At 71.6% G+C, this 21,434-nt stretch carries 16 protein-coding genes and 1 pseudogene; 12 read left to right on the top strand and 5 right to left on the bottom strand.

Annotated elements, in window-relative coordinates; all coding sequences use genetic code 11:
• Window positions 1–25: 25 nt before the first annotated feature.
• The 5 genes from fabF to AQJ91_RS03075 form a co-directional block, all read right to left on the bottom strand.
• On the bottom strand, window positions 26–1,288 hold the full coding sequence (gene fabF, locus AQJ91_RS03095; protein WP_067015861.1) for a beta-ketoacyl-ACP synthase II: 1,263 nt from the start codon (window positions 1,286–1,288) through the stop codon (window positions 26–28).
• Window positions 1,289–1,376: 88 nt separating this feature from the next.
• Complete coding sequence (locus tag AQJ91_RS03090) at window positions 1,377–1,628, bottom strand: acyl carrier protein (protein WP_067015858.1); 252 nt, start codon at window positions 1,626–1,628, stop codon at window positions 1,377–1,379.
• 59 nt (window positions 1,629–1,687) lie between these two features.
• Window positions 1,688–2,497 carry an IclR family transcriptional regulator gene (locus tag AQJ91_RS03085; protein ID WP_067015855.1) on the bottom strand — a complete coding sequence of 270 codons (810 nt, stop codon included), beginning with the start codon at window positions 2,495–2,497 and terminating at the stop codon, window positions 1,688–1,690.
• 253 nt (window positions 2,498–2,750) lie between these two features.
• Window positions 2,751–3,770, bottom strand: a complete 1,020-nt coding sequence (locus AQJ91_RS03080; RefSeq protein ID WP_067015852.1) for a nitroreductase family protein — start codon at window positions 3,768–3,770, stop codon at window positions 2,751–2,753.
• Window positions 3,767–5,923 (bottom strand): MMPL family transporter, encoded by a 2,157-nt coding sequence (locus tag AQJ91_RS03075; protein ID WP_234381784.1) that lies wholly within the window; start codon window positions 5,921–5,923, stop codon window positions 3,767–3,769. The genes AQJ91_RS03080 and AQJ91_RS03075 overlap by 4 nt, the downstream gene beginning before the upstream one ends.
• A gap of 436 nt (window positions 5,924–6,359) precedes the next feature.
• Here AQJ91_RS03075 and AQJ91_RS03070 point away from each other — a divergent pair, with 436 nt between their 5' ends.
• The 12 genes and pseudogenes from AQJ91_RS03070 (at window position 6,360) to AQJ91_RS03015 (ending at window position 21,428) form a co-directional block, all read left to right on the top strand.
• Window positions 6,360–7,061 (top strand): TetR/AcrR family transcriptional regulator, encoded by a 702-nt coding sequence (locus tag AQJ91_RS03070; RefSeq protein ID WP_067015847.1) that lies wholly within the window; start codon window positions 6,360–6,362, stop codon window positions 7,059–7,061.
• A 249-nt stretch (window positions 7,062–7,310) separates the two neighbouring features.
• Window positions 7,311–12,170 carry a type I polyketide synthase gene (locus tag AQJ91_RS03065; protein ID WP_199847829.1) on the top strand — a complete coding sequence of 1,620 codons (4,860 nt, stop codon included), beginning with the start codon at window positions 7,311–7,313 and terminating at the stop codon, window positions 12,168–12,170.
• Between the two features lie 229 nt (window positions 12,171–12,399).
• Window positions 12,400–13,521, top strand: coding sequence for a Gfo/Idh/MocA family protein (locus tag AQJ91_RS03060; RefSeq protein ID WP_067015839.1), 1,122 nt, complete (start codon window positions 12,400–12,402; stop codon window positions 13,519–13,521).
• Between the two features lies 1 nt (window position 13,522).
• Window positions 13,523–15,232: an acyl-CoA dehydrogenase family protein gene (locus AQJ91_RS03055; protein ID WP_067015836.1), complete on the top strand. Its 1,710-nt coding sequence runs from the start codon at window positions 13,523–13,525 to the stop codon at window positions 15,230–15,232.
• A gap of 65 nt (window positions 15,233–15,297) precedes the next feature.
• The gene (locus AQJ91_RS03050; RefSeq protein WP_159054469.1) at window positions 15,298–15,462 is read left to right on the top strand and encodes a hypothetical protein; all 165 of its coding nucleotides are present in this window, start codon (window positions 15,298–15,300) and stop codon (window positions 15,460–15,462) included.
• Window positions 15,459–16,481 (top strand): AvrD family protein, encoded by a 1,023-nt coding sequence (locus AQJ91_RS03045; protein WP_067015830.1) that lies wholly within the window; start codon window positions 15,459–15,461, stop codon window positions 16,479–16,481. The genes AQJ91_RS03050 and AQJ91_RS03045 overlap by 4 nt, the downstream gene beginning before the upstream one ends.
• 14 nt (window positions 16,482–16,495) lie before the next feature.
• Window positions 16,496–17,209 carry an AAA family ATPase gene (locus AQJ91_RS03040; protein WP_067016133.1) on the top strand — a complete coding sequence of 238 codons (714 nt, stop codon included), beginning with the start codon at window positions 16,496–16,498 and terminating at the stop codon, window positions 17,207–17,209.
• A gap of 30 nt (window positions 17,210–17,239) precedes the next feature.
• Window positions 17,240–18,355: an NADH:flavin oxidoreductase gene (locus AQJ91_RS03035; protein WP_067015827.1), complete on the top strand. Its 1,116-nt coding sequence runs from the start codon at window positions 17,240–17,242 to the stop codon at window positions 18,353–18,355.
• Between the two features lie 135 nt (window positions 18,356–18,490).
• Entirely contained in the window at window positions 18,491–19,801 is a 1,311-nt protein-coding gene (locus tag AQJ91_RS03030; protein WP_067015823.1) for a nucleotide disphospho-sugar-binding domain-containing protein, read from the top strand.
• A 36-nt stretch (window positions 19,802–19,837) separates the two neighbouring features.
• A pseudogene (locus AQJ91_RS51765) lies at window positions 19,838–20,041 on the top strand (GDP-mannose 4,6-dehydratase); the annotation flags it as partial.
• A 421-nt stretch (window positions 20,042–20,462) separates the two neighbouring features.
• On the top strand, window positions 20,463–20,591 hold the full coding sequence (locus AQJ91_RS57270; RefSeq protein ID WP_267891155.1) for a hypothetical protein: 129 nt from the start codon (window positions 20,463–20,465) through the stop codon (window positions 20,589–20,591).
• Between the two features lie 48 nt (window positions 20,592–20,639).
• Window positions 20,640–21,428, top strand: a complete 789-nt coding sequence (locus AQJ91_RS03015; protein WP_067015812.1) for an SURF1 family cytochrome oxidase biogenesis protein — start codon at window positions 20,640–20,642, stop codon at window positions 21,426–21,428.
• The last annotated feature ends 6 nt before the right edge of the window (window positions 21,429–21,434 follow it).

The raw sequence follows: 21,434 nt of genomic DNA, 5'->3' as shown, positions 1-21,434 counted from the left end.
GTCCGCCTCGTACGCGCCGGATCCGTCACACCGTACGGAATGCCAGCACCACGTTGTGGCCGCCGAATCCGAAGGAGTTGTTCAGAGCGGCGATGCGCCCCTCGGGCAGGGCTCGGTGGTCGCCGCGGACGATGTCCGCCTCCACCTCGGGGTCGGGGTTGTCGAGGTTGATGGTCGCGGGGGCGACGCGGTGCCAGAGCGCGAGGACGGCGGCAACGGTCTCGACACCGCCGGCCCCGCCCAGCAGATGTCCCGTCATGGACTTGGTGGCGGACACCGCGAAGTGGTCGGTGTCGTCGCCGAACACCTTGCGCAGCGCGAGGATTTCGGCGACATCGCCCTTCGGTGTCGAGGTGGCGTGCGCGTTGACGTGGACGATCTCGGAGGGCTTGAGATCGCTGGTGTCCAGCAGGCTCGTCAGCGCGGCGGCGATGCCCCGGCCCGACGGCTCGGGCTGGGTGATGTGGTGGCTGTCGGCGGAGAGCCCCTGCCCGACGGCCTCCGCGTAGACACGCGCCCCGCGCCGGGCCGCGTGCTCGGCCGCTTCGAGTACGACGACGCCCGCACCCTCACCCATGACGAACCCGTCGCGGTCGGTGTCGTAGGGACGAGAGGCCGCGGCCGGGTCGTCGTTGCGCTTGGACATGGCCATCATGTTGCCGAAGGCCGCCATGTTCAGCGAGCAGATGGCCGCCTCGGTGCCGCCGGCGATGACCACGTCGGCCCGACCTGTGCGGATCATCTCGATGGCGTAGCCGATGGCCTCGGCGCCCGACGCGCACGCGCTGATGGGGCTGTGCACGCCGGCGCGGGCGCCCACGTCCAGACCCACGTTGGCCGACGGGGTGTTGGGCAGCATCATCGGAATGGTGTGCGGGGAGACCTTGCGGGCGCCCTGCACCTTGAGGATCTCGTACTGCTCCAGCAGCGACGTCACCCCACCGATGGCGGAGGCGATCACCACGCCGAGCCGGTCGGGGTCGACCGAGGCGTCCGTGCCCGCCTGGCCCGTGAATCCGGCGTCGGCCCATGCCTCGCGCGCCGCGACGAGGGCGAGTTGGGCCGTACGGTCGAGCTTGCGCGCCTGGGGTCTGGGGAGGACCTCCGTCGGCTCCACGGCGACTTCGGCGCCTATGCGCACCTGGACCTCGGCGGCCCAGTCGTGTGTGAGGAGCCGGACCCCGGAGCGGCCGGCCATCAGGCCCTCCCAGGTCGAGGCGCTGTCACCACCGAGCGGTGTGGTGGCACCGAGACCGGTGACGACCACGGTGCGGTCAATCGCTTTCACAGGAATCACTCCACGTCTGGATACGGGTGGTGCCGGACGGAACGGCGGCCGTCCGGCCGCCGGTCGGTGATGTGCCTGAAGTGCCTTGTCAGTCCCGGTTGTTGACGATGTGGTCGACGGCGTCGCCCACGGTCTTCAGTTCGTTCGCGCGCTCGTCGGGGATGGTGACCCCGAATCTCTCCTCGGCGGCGACGACGACCTCGACCATGGACAGCGAGTCGACGTCCAGGTCGTCGGCGAAGGATCGCTCCACGGCAACGTCCTCGACCGGGACCCCGGTGATCTCGTTGACGATCTCGGCGAGGCCGGCGAGGACTTCTTCCTGGGTGACGGTGGTCATGTGCTGCTCCCTGTAGATTGACGTAGTTCAGGTTCTTTGAATCAGAGTGGTCCGAGTGGTTACAGGGGGGCCTGCTGTCTGGAACGTCTTCGCTTTTTTCCGTACTCGGCGCTGTGCAGGGCGGCGAACCGTTCGGAAATGAGCTTGGCGGTGGCCAATACGAGTTCGGCGCGCTGCGCTGCGTCGCCGTTTTCCGTTTCGGTGACCTGGCCGATGGCCGCGATGACGGCTCCGTCGCCGTCGAATATGGGAGTGGCGACGCTGCAGACGCTCTCGCTCAACTCGCGGTCGCATATCGCGTATCCGCTTATTTTCACCTGCTCGACGATGGCGCGCAGGACCAGTGGGTCATTTTGGGTCCACCTCGTGTACGCGTGCAGGTTCCGGGTGTAGAGCTCCTCCTGCGTTTCGGGGCTTGCGTGAGCGAGGAGAACCCTTCCGGCGGCGGTCGCGTGGAGCGGGAATCGATTTCCCACGGCACCGCGACAGCGGGCCTCACTCGTCCACACGCCCTCCAGCCAGATTCCCTCCAGCTCGTCCCGGACGGCCAGCGTCACCGAGACACCCGCCCTGGCGTGGAGTTGCAGCATGTACGGCATGGCCACCGCACGGAGAGCGGAGTGCCGCGGAGCGAGCAATGCGATTTCCCAGAGCCGCAGACCGATACTGTACCGGCTTCCCTCTATTCGTTCCAGGGCTCCCCAGGAAACGAGTTTCGTGACGATGCGGTAGGTGGTCGCCACCGGCAGACACGCCCGTTGGCTGATATCGCTCACCGTGAGGGAACGGTCCTGGAAATTAAAGGCCTCCAGAACACTGAACGTGCGCTCGATGATCGAGCGGTCTTCGCTGACTTGCGAGACGGACATCCGGCAGGATTCCCTTCACATTCAAGACGCAGGCCCGGTCGAGAGCCATGGGGATAGTTGCATCTCCAGGTAAATCAGGAAAGGAGGCAGGGGGAATTCTAGCCACCCCGCCGATATGCGCAGCTGTAAATTTCGGCTACGCATTAGGGAATTTCTGTCCGTCGTCCCACGGATTTCTCCGGCTCCCCGCTCCGCCCTTTTCCGGACAGATCCGAGCAGGACGGAGCGGGTCAGAACCGGTCGTACTCAGGCCTCAGGCCTGTGCCCCCGCCTCCTCTCGGCGCGGGTGCCGCGGCCGGACCGCCGGATCGGTGGCCGGAAAACCCACTCGGAAGAAGACCAGGGGCCGCTCCCCGTCCTCGGCCCCGCACAGCTCGGCGAGGTCGTCCACCGTGCCGGGACAGTCGATGACATGGCTCTGCGGGTGGACGTACACGCCCTGTTGGAAGAATTGCAGCCAGAGCCGGGTGACCAGCCGCCCCGCCTCGACCTCCCGCGCCGGGTCGCTGCCCTTGCCGAGGATCACCAGGACCCAGCCGTCGCCGCTGGTCGCGCTGGAGGAGAGCACGGTGAGCAGCCGGACCAGGCCCAGCGGGCGCAGCAACCGGTAGACGAGGGGGGCGAACAGCACCCGCATCGCGGTCCGCTCCGCCCGGTTGAGCACGAGCATCACGTCATTGAGACCGTCCTGTCGGTACTCGGGCTGACGGGGGTTCAGCCGGGTCCAGGCCAGCAGCTCGGCCGCGATCCCGGCGTGGCCGAAGAACCAGTGGTACGCGCGGACCAGCAGGGGCCGGGCCGACGCCGTGGGCACCGCGGCCACGCGGAACCCGGCTTCCCGCGCCGCCCGCTGGGCAGCCCCGATCAGCGGCAGGTCCACCTGCCGGGGAGACCAGGGCCCCCGCCACACCCTGCGGCCCTCGATGTCGGAGACCGTGAACGGGGTCGTACGGGGAGTCCCGGCCGGCCACAGCCGGCCGACCCGGGTGGCCCCGGCGTCGTAGTCGGGTTCGAACTCCAGCGGTACGCCGGCCTCCGCGGCGCTGATCAGCAGGGTCTCCACGTAGGTGCCCAGGGACAGCCGCAGATCGCGGTGGGAGGGGTCGCTCGGCCCGAGGGCGTACTCGGTGCGCCAGCCCACCTCGATGTGGTCGGCCCGGTAACGCAGGTCCCATGGCTGGGTGTTGTGGGCGTTCGCCGCGCGTGCCGCGATGGCAGCGATCTCCGGCAGCTCGCGCTGGGAGCCTCTCTCTTCACTCTCGGTCGCGGTCATGGCAGAAGTCCCGTCTTCTCACGCTGGACGTCGGTCGTGGTCTGTTCCGTGCGGGGGGCGGGGGTTCGCGGCTCCTCCTCGGCCGACTCCCGGATGCCGAAGCGGCGGTGGAGGGCCTTGAGCGGGGCCGGGGCCCACCAGTTGTAGGGGCCGACGGCCCGCATGAACGCCGGCACCAGGACGCCCCGGACCAGGAAGGCGTCGAGGACGATCGCGAGGCCGGTGGCAAGGCCGTACATCTTGATCAGCGAGACGCCGGAGCTGAGCATGGCGAAGAAGGAGACAGCAAGGATGGCCGCCGCGGCGGTGATGACGGGGCCGCTGCCTCCCAGTCCCTCGCGCACCGAGCGGGCCAGGTCGCCGGTGCGGTCGAAGCGTTCCTTGATCCGGGCGACCAGGAAGACCTCGTAGTCCATCGACAGGCCGAAGGCGATGCAGAAGATCAGCACCGGCATGGACACGGCCAGCGGCGAGGGGGTGAAGCCGAGCGATTCGGAGAGATGGCCGTCCTGGAAGATCCAGACCGCCGAACCGAGGATGCCGACCAGGCTGAGTGTGTTGAACAACAGCGCCTTGATCGGCATCAGCACGCTGCCGGTCAGTAGGAACAGGAGGAGCAGGCTGAACAGGCCGATCAGGATGAGCGCGAGGGGCAGCTTGCCGGCGATGGAGTGGGTGATGTCGACGAGTTGGGCCGCCTGACCGCCGACCAGGACCTCACTGTCGCCGGGCGGGTCGACCGCGCGGATGTCGCGGGCGAGGTCGCCGCCCTCGTCCGAGTAGGGCACCAGGTCCGTCTCGACCAGCAGCCGGACCGCGCCGTCCTTCTGGAAGCCGGCGGCCGTCTGCGCCGGCAGCGCGGTGACCTTCGTACCGTCCTCGTAGACGCCGGCCGCGCCCGTCACCTGGGTGACCTCGGCCGTCTTCGACAACTCGGCGGAATACGTGGCAAGTTGGGCGTCGGTGCCCTTCCAGTCCGTGGAGACCACGTTGAGCGCGCGGTCGTCCCCGGCGCCGAAGTCGTCCCGTACCGCCTCGGTCACCAGTCGGCTCTCGCTGTCCTCGGGCAACACCCGCTCGTCCGGGACGCCGAACTGGGCGCCGCCGAACGGCACGGCCATCACCAGCAGCAGGGCGACCACCGGAGTGGCGAGCAGCGCCGGGCGGCGGAATGCGAGGGCGCCGAAGCGGCCCCAGAAGGTGTCCGCCGCGGGGCGGGGCGCCGTCCGGCGGCGGCCGAGGGCGAGGGCGTCGATCCGGTCGCCCAGCAGCACCAGCGCCGGGGGCAGCAACAGCAGCGAGCCGAGGACGGCCCACGCCACCACCGCGATGCCCGCCAGCGCGAAGGAGCGCAGGAAGTACTGGTCGAAGACCAGCAGCGCGGCGAGGGCGGCGGCGACCACCGCCCCGCTGACGAGGACCGTACGGCCCGCGGTGGCACGGGTGACGCGCAGGGCGTCGGCGTTGCTCCGGCCCGCCGCGCGTTCCTCGCGGTAGCGGGTGACGATGAGGAGGCTGTAGTCGACGGAGAGGCCGAGCCCCAACGCGGTGATGAGGTTGACCGCGAAGACCGACACCGAGGTGAACTGGGCGGCGACGTTGACGGCGGCCAGGGCGCCGACGATGGTGAGTGTCGCCAGCAGCATCGGCAGCAGCGCGGCGATCAGACCGCGGAACACGATGACGAGCAGCAGCAGGGTGATCGGGACCGCGATCGACTCGGCCGCGATGATGTCCTTCTCGACCTGCTTGTTCATGTCGTTGTTGATGGCGGTGATGCCGCCGAAGGACACCGACACGGCGCCGTCGGGGTCCGAGAGCTTCTCGTGCAACTCGTCGGCGGTGCGCATGCTCTCGTTCTCGTCGCCGTCGACCCGCACCAGGATCAGACCCGCGTCGCCGGAGCGCAGCGCCTTGTCGGGGGTCTCGAAGTACGAGGCCACGACCCGGGCTGACGAGGTGTTATCGATCGTCCGGTCGATGTCGTCGGCCTTGGCGGACGCCCGGGAGCTGTCCACTCCGTCCCTGGCGTCCTTCACCAGGATGACGAGGTTGGGCTGACTGTCGGGGAACGCGCGCTCCAGGGCCGAGGCCGCGTGCACAGAATCGGAGCCCGGATCGTCGAAACCACCCGATTTGAGATTGTCGAGCACACCGGCGCTCGCGGCGCCGCTGATGAGAAGGAACAGTAATCCCGCGAGGAGCGTGAACCACGGTCCGCGGCGTTTTTTCCGATCGCTCCTGGAGGGCACCGAGGTGGCCATCGTACGGAGTCCTTTCTGTTACTACTGCTGGAATCAGGCCGACGAAATCGCCATGAACTCCTTCGGAAGGTGTGGTTCACGGTGTGGTTCGGTGTGAATCGGTGCGCGGAATCCCGCCCGGGCTCAACATTGCGCCCGGGCCGGTCGACACGGTGGTGTGCGCCACGGGATTCAGGGGTTTTCACCGTGGGTAGAGCTCGATCTGTTTCATCCGCCGAGAGAGCAGTGCTCTCGCATGAGTGCAGTGTTACACCGATCGGCGCTCCGAAGCAAGAGCACTGCTCTCGTTCTTGGTCACTGCACCGAACAGTGGCAGACTGTTCGCATGGGTGTCATTCGAGGAGCCAGGGAACGCGCACGGGCCGAAGTCACCGAGGCCATCAAGGACGAGGCCCGCACACAGGTCCTCGCGGAGGGTGCCGCCAGACTGTCCCTGCGGGCGGTGGCCCGGGAGCTGGGCATGGCCTCCTCGGCGCTGTACCGCTACTTTCCCAGCCGTGACGATCTCCTCACGGCGCTGATCGTGGACGCGTACGACGCCGTCGGCATGGCCGCCGAGCAGGCGCTCGACAAGTCCGGGCCGGCGGGCACGGTGCAGGAGTGGATCGCCGTCTGCCAGGCCGTTCGCCGTTGGGCGTTGGCCCATCCGCACGAGTACGCACTGATCTACGGCTCCCCCGTGCCCGGGTACACCGCGCCGTCGGACACCGTGGGCCCGGCGTCCCGGGTCGTCCTCGTCCTGTTCTCCATCGCGGCGAGCGCCCACGCGGCCGGCGTGCTGGAGGTGTCCACCGAGACGGACGTCTCCGCCGACGGCATCGGTCCCGACGCCCGGCAGCTCGTCCGGGAGTCCGGCCACGACCTCCCCGCCGCGGCCGTGCCCGGGCTGGCCGCCGTCTGGGCCCAGCTCTTCGGGCTGCTGAGCTTCGAGGTGTTCGGGCGCTTCGACCGGGTGGTCGACGCCCGGGACGATCTGTTCGACCGGGCGGTCCTTGACCTCGCCCACCAGGCCGGCTTCCGACCGTAGAGGCGAAAACCAGGGCCCCGGCCGGTGATTCTCCCGGTTACCGTGAGTAGCTTTTCCGCTGGATGAGAAGCAGGCTTGTCCAGCCTCGCGTTGTCTCATGAGACTTTGAGCACCGACGCCACGGAAAGCGAACCAAGACGCAATCGCGGTGGCCCCCGACAACTCTTCGCGGGCGGCGTCGCCATGCGTTCAAGGCGTCGTAACAAATTCATCAGTCAACGTTGGATCGAGGTATCGACCATGGCTGGTATGGCTATTGTCGGAATGTCGTGTCGATTTCCCGGAGCCGCGAACATCGATGAGTTCTGGAAAATGCTGCTCAACGCCGAGCATCAGTTTTCCGAGGTGCCGCGAAGTCGCTGGGACCACTCCGCCTACTACCGGCCGGGAGACTTCCGGGAGCCGCACAGCGTCTACACCGACCAGGTGGCCTTCCTCCCCGAAGTCGATCAGTTCGCCCCCGCGCACTACGGCATCCCGCCGCGCCGGGCCCGCACGATGGACCCGCAGGCGAAGCTCTTCGTCGACCTGGCCCGGGAGGCCCTGCAGGACACGGGCTGGGAGCGAGGCGGCTTCGACCGTGCCTCGACGGGTGTGTTCGCGGGAGTGACCTCGCTGGACCACCGCGATGTCAGCGTCGCCAGGATCACGGCGAACCTGTTCGCGGACGGATCACTGCACCAGGACGGGGGAGACCCGCACCTGCTGGCCGCCCTGCAGGGCGCGGCCGGTTCGGCGCTGATGCCCTTCGGGCCGTTCACGATCCCCGGCGCCCTGGCCAACATGGTGCCCTGCACCGTGAGCGAGGTCTTCGACCTCGGCGGCCCCTCGCTGTCGGTGGACGCGGCCTGCTCCTCCGCGCTCGTGGCGCTCGACCAGGCAGTCCGCAGTCTGCGCTCCGGGGCCTGCTCCATCGCCCTGGTGGGCGGCGTCTATCTCGGTTTCTCGCCCACCCCGATGGTCGGCTTCTCCCGGGCCGGCGCCCTGTCCCGGGAGGGGGTGTGCCGCCCGTTCGACGAGCGCGCGGACGGCTTCGTCCTGGGTGAGGGCGGCGGCCTGGTGGTCCTGCGTCCGCTGGAGGACGCCCTCGCGGCGGGCGACCGCGTCTACGCCGTGGTGACCGGGGTCGGCACCGCCAACGACGGCAAGGGCGGCGGCCCGATGACACCGCAGGTCCAGGGGCAGATGGCCGCCCTGCGCGCCGCGTACCGGGACGCCGGGATCAGTCCCGGTGACATCGATCTGCTGGAGGCGCACGGCACCGCCACGCCGGTCGGCGACCGGACCGAGATTGAGGCAGTCCGGCGCTTGCGCGCCGAGTCCGAGCAGACCGAACCCTGCTATGTGACCTCCTCCAAGGCGCTGATCGGCCACACGATGTCGGCGGCCGGCGCGGCGGGCCTGGTGAAGACGGCGCTCGCCGTCCACCACGGAGTCGTCCCGCCGCAGCCGGCCGGGACCCGGGCCAACGACGCCCTGGCGCTGGGCGACGCGTCGCTGCGGCTGACCACCGAGCAGGTCCCGTGGCCCCGCAAGGGCGTGCGCCGGGCGGCGGTGAGCTCGTTCGGCTTCGGCGGCACCAACGCGCACGCCGTCCTGGAGGGCGTACCGACCGCCGCCGCCGGCGAAGGCCGGGACGGGCTCACCGCGCCCGCGGGGAAGGGCCGGGGCACGGGCAGGAACCGGGGCAGGAAGACCACCCCCGCCCGGGCGCGCCGGAACGCGTCGGCCACGCCTGCCGGGAACGACCAGGGCACGGAGAACACCCCCTGGCTGTTCCTGCTCTCCGCCGGGTCCGTACCGCTGCTGGCCGACCACGCCGAGCAGGTCCACCGGGCCGTCGCCGAGAACGCCGAGGCCACGCCCGCCGCCGTGGCCCGGACGCTGGCCGCCCGCGAACTGCTCACCGCGCGGCTGGCCGTGGTCGCCGCCACCCGCGAGGAACTGCTCGACCGCCTCGAACTGGCCGCCCGCCGCCTGGCGGAGGGCGCCCTCGGCGAACTGGCCCCGGGCGTCCACGCCGCGGACAAGCCGCTGCCGCCGGAGGAGCGCAAGATCGCCTTCGCCTTTCCCGGCCAGGGTTCCCAGCGCCCCGGCATGCTGGCCGACCTGGTACGGCGCTTCCCCGTGCTGGCCGAGCGCGCCGCGGAACTGGCCGCGCTGACGGCCGATCAGAACGAAGCACTGCCCGCGACACTGGCCGAGCTGCTCTGGGAACGGCAGGACCCCAACGACGCCGAGGCACAGGCGGCCCTGATGGTGACCGACATGTGCCAGCCGGGCCTCGGCATCACCGGGGTGGCCACCATTGAACTACTCGCCGCCTGCGGGGTCGAGCCGGATCTCGCCGTCGGACACAGCGTCGGCGAGTTCCCGGCCGCGGTCGCCGCCGGCGCGTTCGGCGGGCCGGAGGCGGTCGCGTTCATGGCCCGGCGCGGGGCCGCTCTCGCCGCCGCCGTGTCTTCCGGGACGGGCGCCATGCTCGCCGTGCAGGCACCGGCCACCGAGGCGGAGCGGGTCGCCGCAGACGTGGAGGGCGTGTGGCCCGCCTGCTACAACCACCGGGGCCAGCTGGTGTTCAGCGGCAGCGTCGAGGCCGTGGACCGGCTGCGCGCGAGTTGCGCCGAGGAGGGCATCGCGGCGGTCCGGCTCAAGGTCTCGCACGCCTTCCACTCCCCCCTCGTGGCCGCGGCCGACGAGGTGATGGCCGACACGATCGCGGCCCTTCCGCTGACCGGGCCCGCCCGGACGTTCGTCTCCAGCGTCAGCGGTCTCACCTGCGAACAGCCGCAGGATATACGGGAGTTGTGGGCCCGGCACAACACCGCCCCGGTACGGTTCACCCGCGCCGTACGGTCGGTCACGGACGCCGGGGTCCGCTTCCTGGTGCAGATCTACGGCGGTGACACCCTGCTGCGCATGGCGCGGCAGGACGAGGCCGGCGCCCGGCTGACCCTGCTCCCGCTGACCCCCTCCCGGCCGGACGGTGGCCAGGCCCTGCTGACCGCCCTCGGCCGGCTCGCGGTGGCCGGCGTACCCGTCGACCCGGCGCCGCTCTTCGCCGGCAGCACCGCGCCGCTGCTGTGGCTGCCGGTGTCTCCGCTGGAGACCGCGGCCTACACCATCCGCACCGGAACGGGCCGGGGGCGCCCCGCCGCCTCCCCCGGTTCCGCTCCGGCGGCCCTGCCCCCGGCGCCCACCCGCCCGGCGGCCACACCCGCCGCACCCGTGCCGCACATCCGCACGGTCATTCCCTCCCCCGCCGCCACCCACCTGATCGGAGAGCCGAGGATGAGCGGTCTCATCGAGCTGATGCACGCCCAGTTGTCCCTGCTCCAATCGTTCAACCCCACGGCCGCCACCGCGGGCGAGCCCCACCCGGGCGACCTCGCGGACCCCGCCGCCGGAGAGCGCCTGGTGGAGGCCGCGCTCGCGCCCCGTAGCGGGCACGTCCTCATGGCCGGACCCGTCCAGGTGCGGGAGCTGCCCGAGCCCCCGGTCGCCGCGGACGAGGTGGCGGTGCGGGTGTTCGCCGCGATCTCGCGGGTCAGCGCGTACTCCGAGGACTTCCTGCGGGCGGAGCACGTCTTCGCCACCGACCTCGGCTTCGACTCGATCATGCTCGCCGACCTCGCGGCACGGCTGCGCAAGGAATGGCCCGGCCTGGAGGTGCAGACCGCGGACGTGGTGAACATCACCACGATCGGGGAGCTGGTCGCGACCGTACAGAACCGGATCGGGGCGCAGCCGGTGACGTCCGTGCAGAGCGCGGTCCCGGCACAGCGCGCACACGCACCGGCCGCCGTCCCCGAGGCGGTGCGTCCCGCCCCGGCCGCCGTCCCGGACGCCGTCCCGGACGCCGTACGTCCCGCCGCGGAAACCGTACGGCCGGCCGCGGACCGTCGGCTGACCGCCGACGTCCGGGTCTTCCCGGAGGTCCTCGCCTCGCTGGAGCGCAGCCGGGTCGCCGAGCGGGCCGGGGTCCACAACCCCTACTTCCTGCAGCACGAGGGCACCATCCGGGACACCACCCGGATCGACGGCACGGAACTCATCTCGTTCTCCAGCTACAACTACCTCGGGCTGTCCGGCCATCCGGCGGTCGCCGAGGCCATCCGGGACGCGGTCGAGAGGTACGGCTCCTCGGTGTCCGCCGCCCGCATCCTGTCCGGCAACCGCCCGCTGCACGAGGAACTGGACCGCGGGCTGGCCGAACTCGTCGGCGCCGAGGACGCGGTGACGCTGGTCAGCGGCCACGCCACCAACGTCACCGTCATCGGGCACCTGATGGGCCCCGACGACCTGATCGTGCACGACGCACTCGCCCACGACAGCATCCTCCAGGGCTGCCGCCAGTCCGGGGCGAGCCGGCAGCCCTTCCCGCACAACGACACGGCCGCCCTGGACCGCATCCTCACCAACGTCCGCTACCGCTACCGCCGGGTGCTGATCGTCGTGGAGGGCGTGTACAGCATGGACGGCGACACCGCCGACCTGGCCGCGCTGATCGCCGTGAAGCAGAAGCACGACGCCCTGCTGATGGTGGACGAGGCGCACAGCATCGGCGTGATGGGCAAGACAGGTGGCGGCATGGCCCAGCACTCCGGCGTCACCCCCGAGGACGTCGACGTCTGGATGGGCACGCTCTCCAAGTCCCTGGCCAGCTGCGGCGGTTATGTGGCCGGGCGCCACGAGCTGATCCAGCACTTCCGGTACACGCTGCCGGGCTTCGTGTTCAGCGCGGGCCTGCCCCCGGCCAGTACCGCCGCCGCTCTCGCCGCACTGCGGCTGATCCGCGAGGAGCCCGAGCGGGTCACCCGGCTGCACGACAACTCGGCACTGTTCCTGCGGCTGGCGAGCGAGGCCGGGGTCGAGGTGGGCACCAGCGAGGGCACCCCGATCGTGCCGTGCATCACGGGCGACTCCATGAAGGCGCTGCTGCTCGCCGACCGGCTCTACAAGCGTGGCATCAGCGCCAACCCGATCCTGCACCCGGCGGTGGAGGAACGGCTGGCCCGGCTGCGGTTCTTCATCACCTCCGAGCACACCGAGAAGCAGATCACGGACACCGTCCGGATCCTCGCCGAGGAACTGTCCCGGCCGTTCTGAGGCCGCCGACATCCCGGCGCCCGGTCCCGGGCCGGTCCCCAGCCGGTCCCGGGCCGCCCCCGCCGCCGTCGTCGCCCCCACCGCCGCAGGCGCGGTCGCCTCTCCCCCCGACCCGCACCGGGGCCCGCCTTCGGATCCCCCGCCGCAGGCCGGCCCCGGTGTGCCCCCGGCAGCCCCCTGGTCGCCTCCGCCCTCCCCCTCCCCTTCAACCCTCTGGTGGTAAGAGCCCATGACCGAACCCATCCGCGTAGGTGTCATCGGTGCCAGTCCAGACAGGAGCTGGGCCGCCCGGTCCCATCTGCCCGCGCTCACCGCCCTCCCCGACTACGAGATCACCGCCGTCGCCACCTCCCGCTCCGGCAGCGCCGCGCGCGCCGCGAAGCTCCTCGGCGCGGCGCACGCCTTCACCGACCCGGTCCGGCTGGCCGGGCACCCCGACGTCGACCTGGTCGTGGTCGCGGTGAAGACGCCCGACCACGCCGACCTCGTCCTCCCGGCCCTCGAAGCGGGCAAACACGTCTACTGCGAGTGGCCGTTCGTCCGTACGACCAAAGAGGCCGAGGTCCTGGCACAGGCCGCCGCCACGGCCGGCGTCCACCACGCCGTGGGTCTCCAGGCCCGCTGCGCCCCGGCCGTCCGGCACGCCCGCGGACTCCTCGCCGGCGGCTCCATCGGCCGCGTCACCGGCGTGCACGTGTACGCGGCGCGCGCCAAGGGCAGCGGCGGCACCGTCACCTCCGACTCCGCCTACACCCTGGATCAGCGCAGCGGCGCCGGAACGCTGGAGGTGGCCGGCGGTCACACCCTCGATCTGCTGGAGTACCTGGGCGGTCCGGTCAACAAACTGTCCGCCTTCCTCTCGGTCCAGCAGCCCCGCCTGACCTTCTCGGACACCGCGGAGAGCGTGAGCGTCACCAGCCCCGACCACGTCCTCATCAGCGGGTTCCTCGCCACCGGCTGCCCGGTGTCGGTCCAGATCCACGACGGCAAGTGCGGTGACGCGCGCACCCGGCTGGAGTTCTCCGGCACCCGCGGCAATCTGGCCGTCGTCTCCGAGGGGCCCGCGTCGGGACACGGCATCCAGGTCAGTGACGTACGGCTGTACGAGTCCGCCCGACCGCCCCACGAGGGCTGGCAGGAGGTGCCGGTGCCCGACCGGCACCGTACGCCCGTGGAGGTGCCCGCCACCGCCGTGCGCAATGTGGCGGAGTCCTACGCGGCGCTCGCCCGGGACATCCGTACCGGTGAACGGACCGTACCCGACTTCGAGGCGGGGCTGCGGCTGCACAAACTCCTCGACACCGTGCGCGCCTCGGCCCTGACGGCGAGCAGCCGGGTACGGGAGGCCTGACATGACCGTCCAGCCCTTGGCCCGCCCCCGCCCGCCCGGCTCCGAGCCCGCGCCGGACTTCCGCACCGCGCTGACCGGCGGGCAGCTCGACTGGGACGCCTGGTGCGACCTGCCCGAGCCAGGCCCCGCCGAACGGCTCGCGGGCGACGAGGCGGTGACGCGGACGCTGGCCTTCCTCGCCACCCGCATCGACCCGGACGCCATCGATCGCACCGGGGAGCTGCCCGCCGGGCTCATCGCGGAGCTGCAGGACCTCGGTGCCTTCCGGCTGGGGGCGGCCAAGGACCTGGGCGGGCTCGGCCTGACGCCCTACAACGTCTTCCGGGTCGTCGAGGCCACCGCCTCCCGGTCCGTCGCGGTCGGCTTCATGCTGGGCGTCCACAACGGCATCGGGGTGGGCACTTCCCTGCTCCCGGTGCTGCCGGACGGCCCGCTGCGCGACCTGGTGCGGCGCCGGACGGCCGAGGGCCTGATCTCCGGCTTCGCGGACACCGAGCCGGCCGGGCAGAACAACCAGTGGCCCACGGTGACCGCGACGCCCACACCGGACGGATCCGCGTACACCTTGAGCGGCGAGAAGCTGTTCGTCAGCAACGGGCCGGTCGCGGACCTGCTGGGGGTCACCGTGACCGTGCGGGAGGCCGGCGGCACCCGGGTCGGTCTCGCGGTGGTGGACACCCGGGACCCGGCCTTCACGGTCCCGGCCGCGCAGGAGTTCCTGGGCGTACGGGGGTCGCCGAACGGATGGCTACGGCTGGACGGGGTGCGGGTGCCCAGGGAGCATCTCGTTACCGTCCCGCAGGGCGACCCCCGGACGACGCCCCGGCTCGCGTCGGCCGTGATGACCGCCCGGATGCTGATCCAGGCGGCCCCGGCACTCGCCATCGCCCGCAACTGCCTCGCCTGGTCACGGGAGTTCGTGACCCGCCGCCGGATCAACGGCATCGCCCTCGGGGAGTACGACCTCGCACGACGGACCCTCGCGGCCACCGCGGCGGACGTCCACGCCATGGACAGCGTGGTCCGCTGGAGCCTCGGCGCCGCGGATCCGGAGGACCGCTTCCTGGAGCGGAACCTGGCCCGCAACATCTGTACGGACGCGTGCGCCCGGGTCGTGGACCGTACGGTCTCGCTGCTGGGCGGCGAGGGTCTGGAGACCGCCCGCTCGAAGCGGGACCGGGGCGCGTTGCCGGTACCGCTGGAGCGGGCCTACCGGGACGCGCGGGTGCTGCGCACGGCGGGCGCCGTGGACTTCCTGGCGGACCTCCAGACCGGCCGTGCGCTGGTCGCGCGTCCGGCGGGCGGAGCGCGGCCGGAGGAGACCGCGGTGCTGCGGCGCCCCCGGACGGGGGCCCTCTCCCCGCGCAACTGCCGCCATCTGCACGCCCTCTTCGCGGATCTGCGCCGTTTCGACATCACCCGCCGGGCCGTCGGCGACGCGCTCGCCGAGGAGCGGGAGCCGCACACCCGCCAGTACGCGCAGGTGCTGCTCGGCCGGATCGCCCGCGAACTGTTCGCCATGGCCGCCGTGCTCGCCAGGACGGCACGGGACGGCGACCGGGAGCTCACGGACGTGCACTGCACGGCGGCCCGGTTCCGGCTGCATGGCCTGTGGGCGCGGCTCGACGCGCCGTCGGAGCCGGACTACGCCGCGATCGGCCACGCCGTACTCGCGGGCGACCGGCACCTGGACGACCTGCTCCGCAACTAGGGCCTGTATCGAAAGTGGCCCCTGCCGCGCAGACCTCCCCGCCCCTCCTCCCGCAGGAGCCCACCATGTCCTTCTCCGCGCCCCCAACTTCCCCGCACCGTCCCGCCGATGAGCCGTCCGGGGCTCCGCTGCCCGCCCTGCTCTCCCACTGGGAGATGATGCTCAAGGTCATGGCCGCGCCAAGGGCCGGCGACCGGGGCACCGTCGTCCCGCGCCGGGACCCTTCGTGACGGAGACCCGGCTGTTCGTCCCGGCCATCGAGGACTACCTCGGCCCCGGCGAGCGGCGCTTCTTCGGCGGCGGCTTCCGCCGGGTCGAGCAGCGGCTGCGGGACATCAGGGTGTCCTGCGGCCCCGAGTCCACCCGGCTGAGCGCCCAAGCGTCCGTGAACTATCCGCGCGACTGGTCCGCGAAGGGCTCCCGTGCCGAACTGGCCCCGCACCTGAGCACCATCGACGCCCTGGTGCTGGGCGCGCGGGTGTCCGAGATCCTGCTCGTCCACGCCTACGGGCTGGACCCCGGCGCGCGCTCCCGGATGTGGCTGCGGCGCGCCCGGGTCCGAGCCGGCGGCCGTCCGCAGGAGGACCTGGGCACGCTGTCCCTGCGAAGTGCCGGGCACGTCGCGGAATCCGTGCCGATCGCCGACGGGGCGCGGGTGTCCCGGGTCGAGTCGCACATCGGCTCGATGACGGTCGCGTGCGAGGTCCAGCACGAGGAGGGCGGCGGATACCGCTCCGGCGTGGCCGATGTCCACCACGCGGACGCCGACCGGGCACTGGGTGAACCGTACGGGCAGTACTTCGCCGAGCTGTTCCGGCACCGGCGCCAGCACATCGGGCACCTCCTCGTCGACTCCGCGGCCGGGCAGGTCGACGCCTCCGTACGCATCACCCCGGCTCCCGGTGAGGGCCCGTACTTCAACACCGGCATGGAGGCGGCGTACGCGCCGAGCGCCTCGATGATCGACGCGATCACCGTCATGGGCCAGCTCGTCCAGGTCCTGCTGTACGAACTCGACGGCATCGACCGCAGCGGCAGCGACACGCTGTGGCTGCGCCTGGCCGAACTCGCCACCGACCTGCCGCTGCGCCCGCTGGACGGCGCATTCCCCGTCCGCACGACGATCGAGGACAGCCGAGTGCTGATCCTGGCCGGCGACAGCTGGCGGGTCTGCGACCTCGGCTACGCGTTCCACGGCATCACCGGCACCTACTCCGTGGCACACCGACTACCGCCCCGAGGACTGTGATGACACCGACGACCATGACAAGGCCCCTGACGCAGGTGCGCAGGTTCGCCGTCTCCGGCACCTACTGCACGGGCAAGACGACGACCACGATCGCGCTCTCCCATCTCACCGGCATCCCCCGCACCCATGCCCGCACGATGCGGGAGATCCTCGTCGACGCCCTGCCGGGCAAGCGCCTGGAGGACTGCACGGCCCCCGAGCTGTTCCAGCTCGGCATCCGCCGGTTCACCGAACGCGCGGTCCACGAGTCCCACCTCGACGACGGGTTCGTCTCCGACGGCTCCTCCCTGCACGAGTGGGTCTACGGCAAGGTCCGGGTCCGCGCCGGGATCCATCCCAGCGACGGGTACGACGCCGGCGAGGCGCCTCCGGACTTCTTCGAGGAGGTGATCGACAACATGGGCTCGGTGTTCAAGGGGCACGCGCGGCAGGCGTACGACGTGTTCATCCACCTCCCGGTGGAGTTCGATCTGGTCACCGACGGGCACCGGCCCGTGTCCGAGCGGTTCCGGCTGATGTCCGACGAACTGCTGCGGGCCACCCTCGACGAACTCGCCATCCCCTACCACGTCGTCGGCGGCAGCATCGAGCACCGGCTCGCCACCATCGTCGACATCTTCGGCCTGCCCGCGCGGATGGGGCTCGACCGGGCGGTGGAACTGGCCCGTGCCGAGACCGCCGCGGCCGCCCGGGACTTCGCCGCGGCCACCGCCCGCCACCACGACTGAGCCATCACCACACCCCCAGGGAGTGCCTTCATGTCCGACACGACGAGCGTCGCCGCCGTTGCCCCCGATTCCGTGCCCGAGGTCGCCCCGCTGTTCCGGCCCTTCTCGGTGGGCGGCCTGAGTGTGCCCAACCGGCTCGTGATGGCGCCGATGACCCGGAACTTCTGCCCGAACGGGGTGCCCGGCCCGGAGGTCGCCGGGTACTACGCCCGGCGGGCCCGGGGCGGGGTCGGCCTGATCATCACCGAGGGCACGGTCGTCGGCCACGCCGCCTCCGCCCCGACGTCCACCGTGCCCCGCTTCCACGGCGAGGACGCCCTGGCGGGCTGGGCCCGGGTGGTCGAGGAGGTGCACGCGGCGGGTGGTCGCGTCATCCCGCAGCTGTGGCACGCCGGGCTGGAGCGCAAGGGCGACGAGGTGCCCGACCCCGACATCCGGGCCGCGGGGCCGAACACGCTGTCGGAGTCGGAGATCGGCGAGGTGGTCGCCGCGTTCGGCCGGGCCGCCGCCGACGCCAAGCGCCTCGGCTTCGACGGGCTCGAACTGCACGGCGGACACGGCTACTTGATCGACCAGTTCCTCCGGGTCGGCACCAACTCCCGTACCGACGGCTACGGGGGCGATCCTCGGCGTCGTACGAGGTTCGCGGCGGAGGTCGTGGCCGCGTGCCGGGCCGCAGTGGGGCCGGACTTCCCCGTGTTTCTGCGGATCTCGCAGTGGACGGTCAGCGACTTCGGCGCCCGGCTGGCGGCCACCCCGGACGAGCTGGAACTGCTGCTCGCCCCGCTGGTGCAGGCGGGTGCCGATGTCATCGACTGCTCGACCAGGCGCTTCTGGCTGCCGGAGTTCCCCGGGTCCGGGCTCGGTCTCGCCGGGTGGGTGAAGAAACTGACCGGCCTGCCGACCGTCGCGGTGGGTTCGATCGGCCTGGACGACAGCGAGTTCCTGAGCGCGCTGATCGAGGGGAAGGGCGCGGACAACTCCTCCCTCGACCGGCTGGTGGAGCTCATGGAGCGCGACGAGTTCGACCTCGCCGCGGTCGGGCGGCTGCTGCTGTCGGACCCGGAGTGGGTGGCCAAGATCCGCGACGGTCGGCACGCCGAACTGCGGCCGTTCTCCGCCGAGGCGCTCCTCGGCCTGACGTGAGCCGAACACGGCAGGACCCGAACCGCACGACGTAGTCCGAACCCGGTGCCAGCCCAACTCCGCGCGAGCCCGACCCGGTGCGCGAGCGCCGTCCGTCTTTACCCCAACACCCCTGCATCCGAACGGAGTTCAACCATGCGTGTGTTGTTCACGATCTTTCCCGCGACAGCCCATCTCCACGCGATCGTGCCGCTCGCCTGGGCCCTGCGCAGCGCCGGGCACGAGGTCGTTGTGGCCTGCCAGGCCGACGCGCTGGACCAGGAGGTGATCACGAGCATCGGCACGGCCGGGCTCACCGCCGTACCGCTGGACGTTCCGCAGGCGCCGCCGTCCGCACAGGAGCAGGAGGCCGCCCTGCAGGCCGCGAAGGAGAGCCTCGCGTTCTTCGCCGACGCCTGGCGGTTCGACCCCGCCGAGCCAGCGGAGACCGGCACCTGGCGCGGCGCCCGCGACCTGCTCACCGGCATGTTCGACCTCTACTACCCCGTGCCCGAACAGAAGGACGCCCCCTGGCCGGTCCTGGACGACCTGGTGGAGTTCACCCGCGCCTGGCGGCCCGACCTCGTCCTGTGGGACCCGCTGATGTTCCCCTCGGCCGTGGCCGCCCGGGCGGTCGACGCCGCGCACGCCCGCCTGGTCTGGGGCACGGACGCCGTCGCCGTGTGCCACGAGCGGACCAAGCGCGAGATGGCCGATCCGTCCTCGGGGCTCGCCGAGCATCCCTGGCGGACGTCCCTCGGGCGGATGATGGAGCGGTACGGGTTCGGCTTCGACGACGAGGCGGTGCTGGGCCAGTGGACGCTCGACCTGACCCTGCCCCGGTTCCGGGCGCCGGTGGACCTGGCGTACGTCCCCATCCGCCGGGTGCCGTACAACGGGGCGGGCCCACTGCCGACGTGGCTGCACGGGCGGCCCGAGCGGCCGCGCGTGGCGCTGACCCTGGGGGTGAGCCGTCGCATGGTCTTCGGCGAGTCCAGGGGCTTCCCGATGCGCGCGTTCTTCGACTCCGTGTCCGATCTGGACGTCGAGGTGGTCGCCACCCTGAACAGCGGGCAGCTCGCCGCGGTCGGTGCGGTCCCGGACAACGTCCGCACCGTGCCGTACGTGCCCCTCGACCAGCTCCTGCCGACCAGTTCGGCGGTCGTCCACCACGGCGGCCCCAGTACCCTCGGCGCGGCCGTCGCCCACCGGGTGCCCCAGCTCGTGGTGCCGCTGTCGATGTGGGACGAGCCGTTCGGGGCGCGCTACGTGGCGGACCGGGGCGCCGGCCTGGTGTGCGACGCCGGAGCCCTCGACGTGGACGATCTGCGCAAGCAGCTCGCCCGGCTCCTGGAGGAGCCCTCGTTCCGGCTCGGCGCGCAGGCCTTGTACGAGGAGACGCTCGCCGCGCCCGCGCCCAGGGACGTCGTACCGATCCTGGAACGCCTGACGGCGGAACGCCGCTGACCTCCGAGCCGCCGAGCAGCCTGGGACCAATGGTCGGTCACGCGGCGCCGGCCGGCACCACCGGCCGGGGCGCCGACCGCTACCGCCTGGTCGTACGGCGACGTCTGCGATCGTGACCTGCTGCGCGAGCTGCTGCCGGGCCACGAGGCCGTGGTGCACTTCGCCGCCGAGACGCACGTCGACCGCTCCATCGCCGACGCGGGCGACTTCTTCCGTACGAACGTCCTGGGCCTCCGCACCGGTTCGCGTGCCGAGCCGGCCCAGGGCCCGGGTGTGTGCTTCGGCCGCCGTCCGACGGTCCGCCTCGGGGGCCCGGTTCGCAGTGCGGCGTCCTGAGCGGGCGTCTAGGCCCGGACTTCGCAGGTCACCCGATCGTGAAGATCAAGCGGTCGGAGCTGATCGCTCGCCGATCGGAACCGTAGCGGCGATAGCGGTCCCGGTCCGGCCTGGTCGAGATCGAACGCTGGGAGGCCGCTGCGGCGAACCTTTTCGGCGACGTGCGAAGTGCGGGTCTAGGTGCGTTCGGTAGGGATGAATCACCTTTGAGGTCGGCAGCTTTCGGGATACTTCGCCCCGCAGGGGCGCATTCGCATGCCCCGAGGCGGTGATCGGAGAACCCTGGCCGCCCGAGCGGCCGCGCGTGGCGCCGGGGCGGGCACGCATGGCCCCCATCTGCGAGCACTGCCGTGTCCAGATCATCGACCAGGGCGTCGAGGTCGAGGGCCACTGGTACTGCGGCGCCCACTGCGCCCGCGCGGACGGAAGGACGGGGATCGGCGACCGGGTCTGAACACACCCCGTTGCGAGCACCCCATGACCCGAGTTGTACGGTCGTGGGGTGTACCGCTTCCTGTTGTCCCGGCAGTGGGTGATCCTCACGCTGGTCGCCCTCCTCCTCATCCCCACGATGATCAGGCTGGGCATCTGGCAGATGGACCGCTACGACCTGCGTACCGCCCGGAACCAGCTGGTCTCCGACGCGCTCGCCGCCGAGCCGGTACCCGTGGAGCGGCTGACCTCGCCCGGGCACACCGTCACCACCGACGAGCGGTACCGCTCCGTGACCGCCACGGGCCGCTTCGACACCGAGCGGGAAGTCGTCGTACGGCGCCGTGTCAACGCCGACGAGACGGTCGGCTTCCATGTCCTCACCCCCCTTGTCCTGACGGACGGCAAGGTGCTGCTGGTCAACCGGGGCTGGATCCCCGCGGACGCGAGCCAGACCGCGTTCCCCGAGATCCCCGCCCCGCCGCGCGGCGAGGTCAACGTCACCGGCCGGCTGATGCCCGACGAGACGACCGAGGCGAGCGGCATCAAGAACCTCGAGGGGCTGCCGGACCGCCAGGTCATGCTGATCAACAGCGAGCAGGAGGCGCGGCGCCTCGACGCCCGGGTACTCGGCGGCTACATCGCGCAGACGGCCCCCGAGCCCAAGGGCGACACCCCGCAGCTGGTCGGCCGACCCGGCGACGAGAACGCCGCGCTGAACTACGCGTACGCCCTCCAGTGGTGGCTGTTCGCGGCGGGCGTCCCGATCGGCTGGATCATCCTGGCCCGCCGCGAGGCCCGGGAGCGGGCGGCGGCCGCCGTACCGGAGGAGAAGGAGACGGCGCCGGCCCCGGCATAGCGGCCT

This window comes from Streptomyces dysideae (assembly GCF_001514305.1).
Classification (GTDB): domain Bacteria; phylum Actinomycetota; class Actinomycetes; order Streptomycetales; family Streptomycetaceae; genus Streptomyces; species Streptomyces dysideae.
The sequence above is the reverse complement of the archived record's forward strand: the minus strand, read 5'-3'. Positions and strand labels throughout refer to the sequence as shown.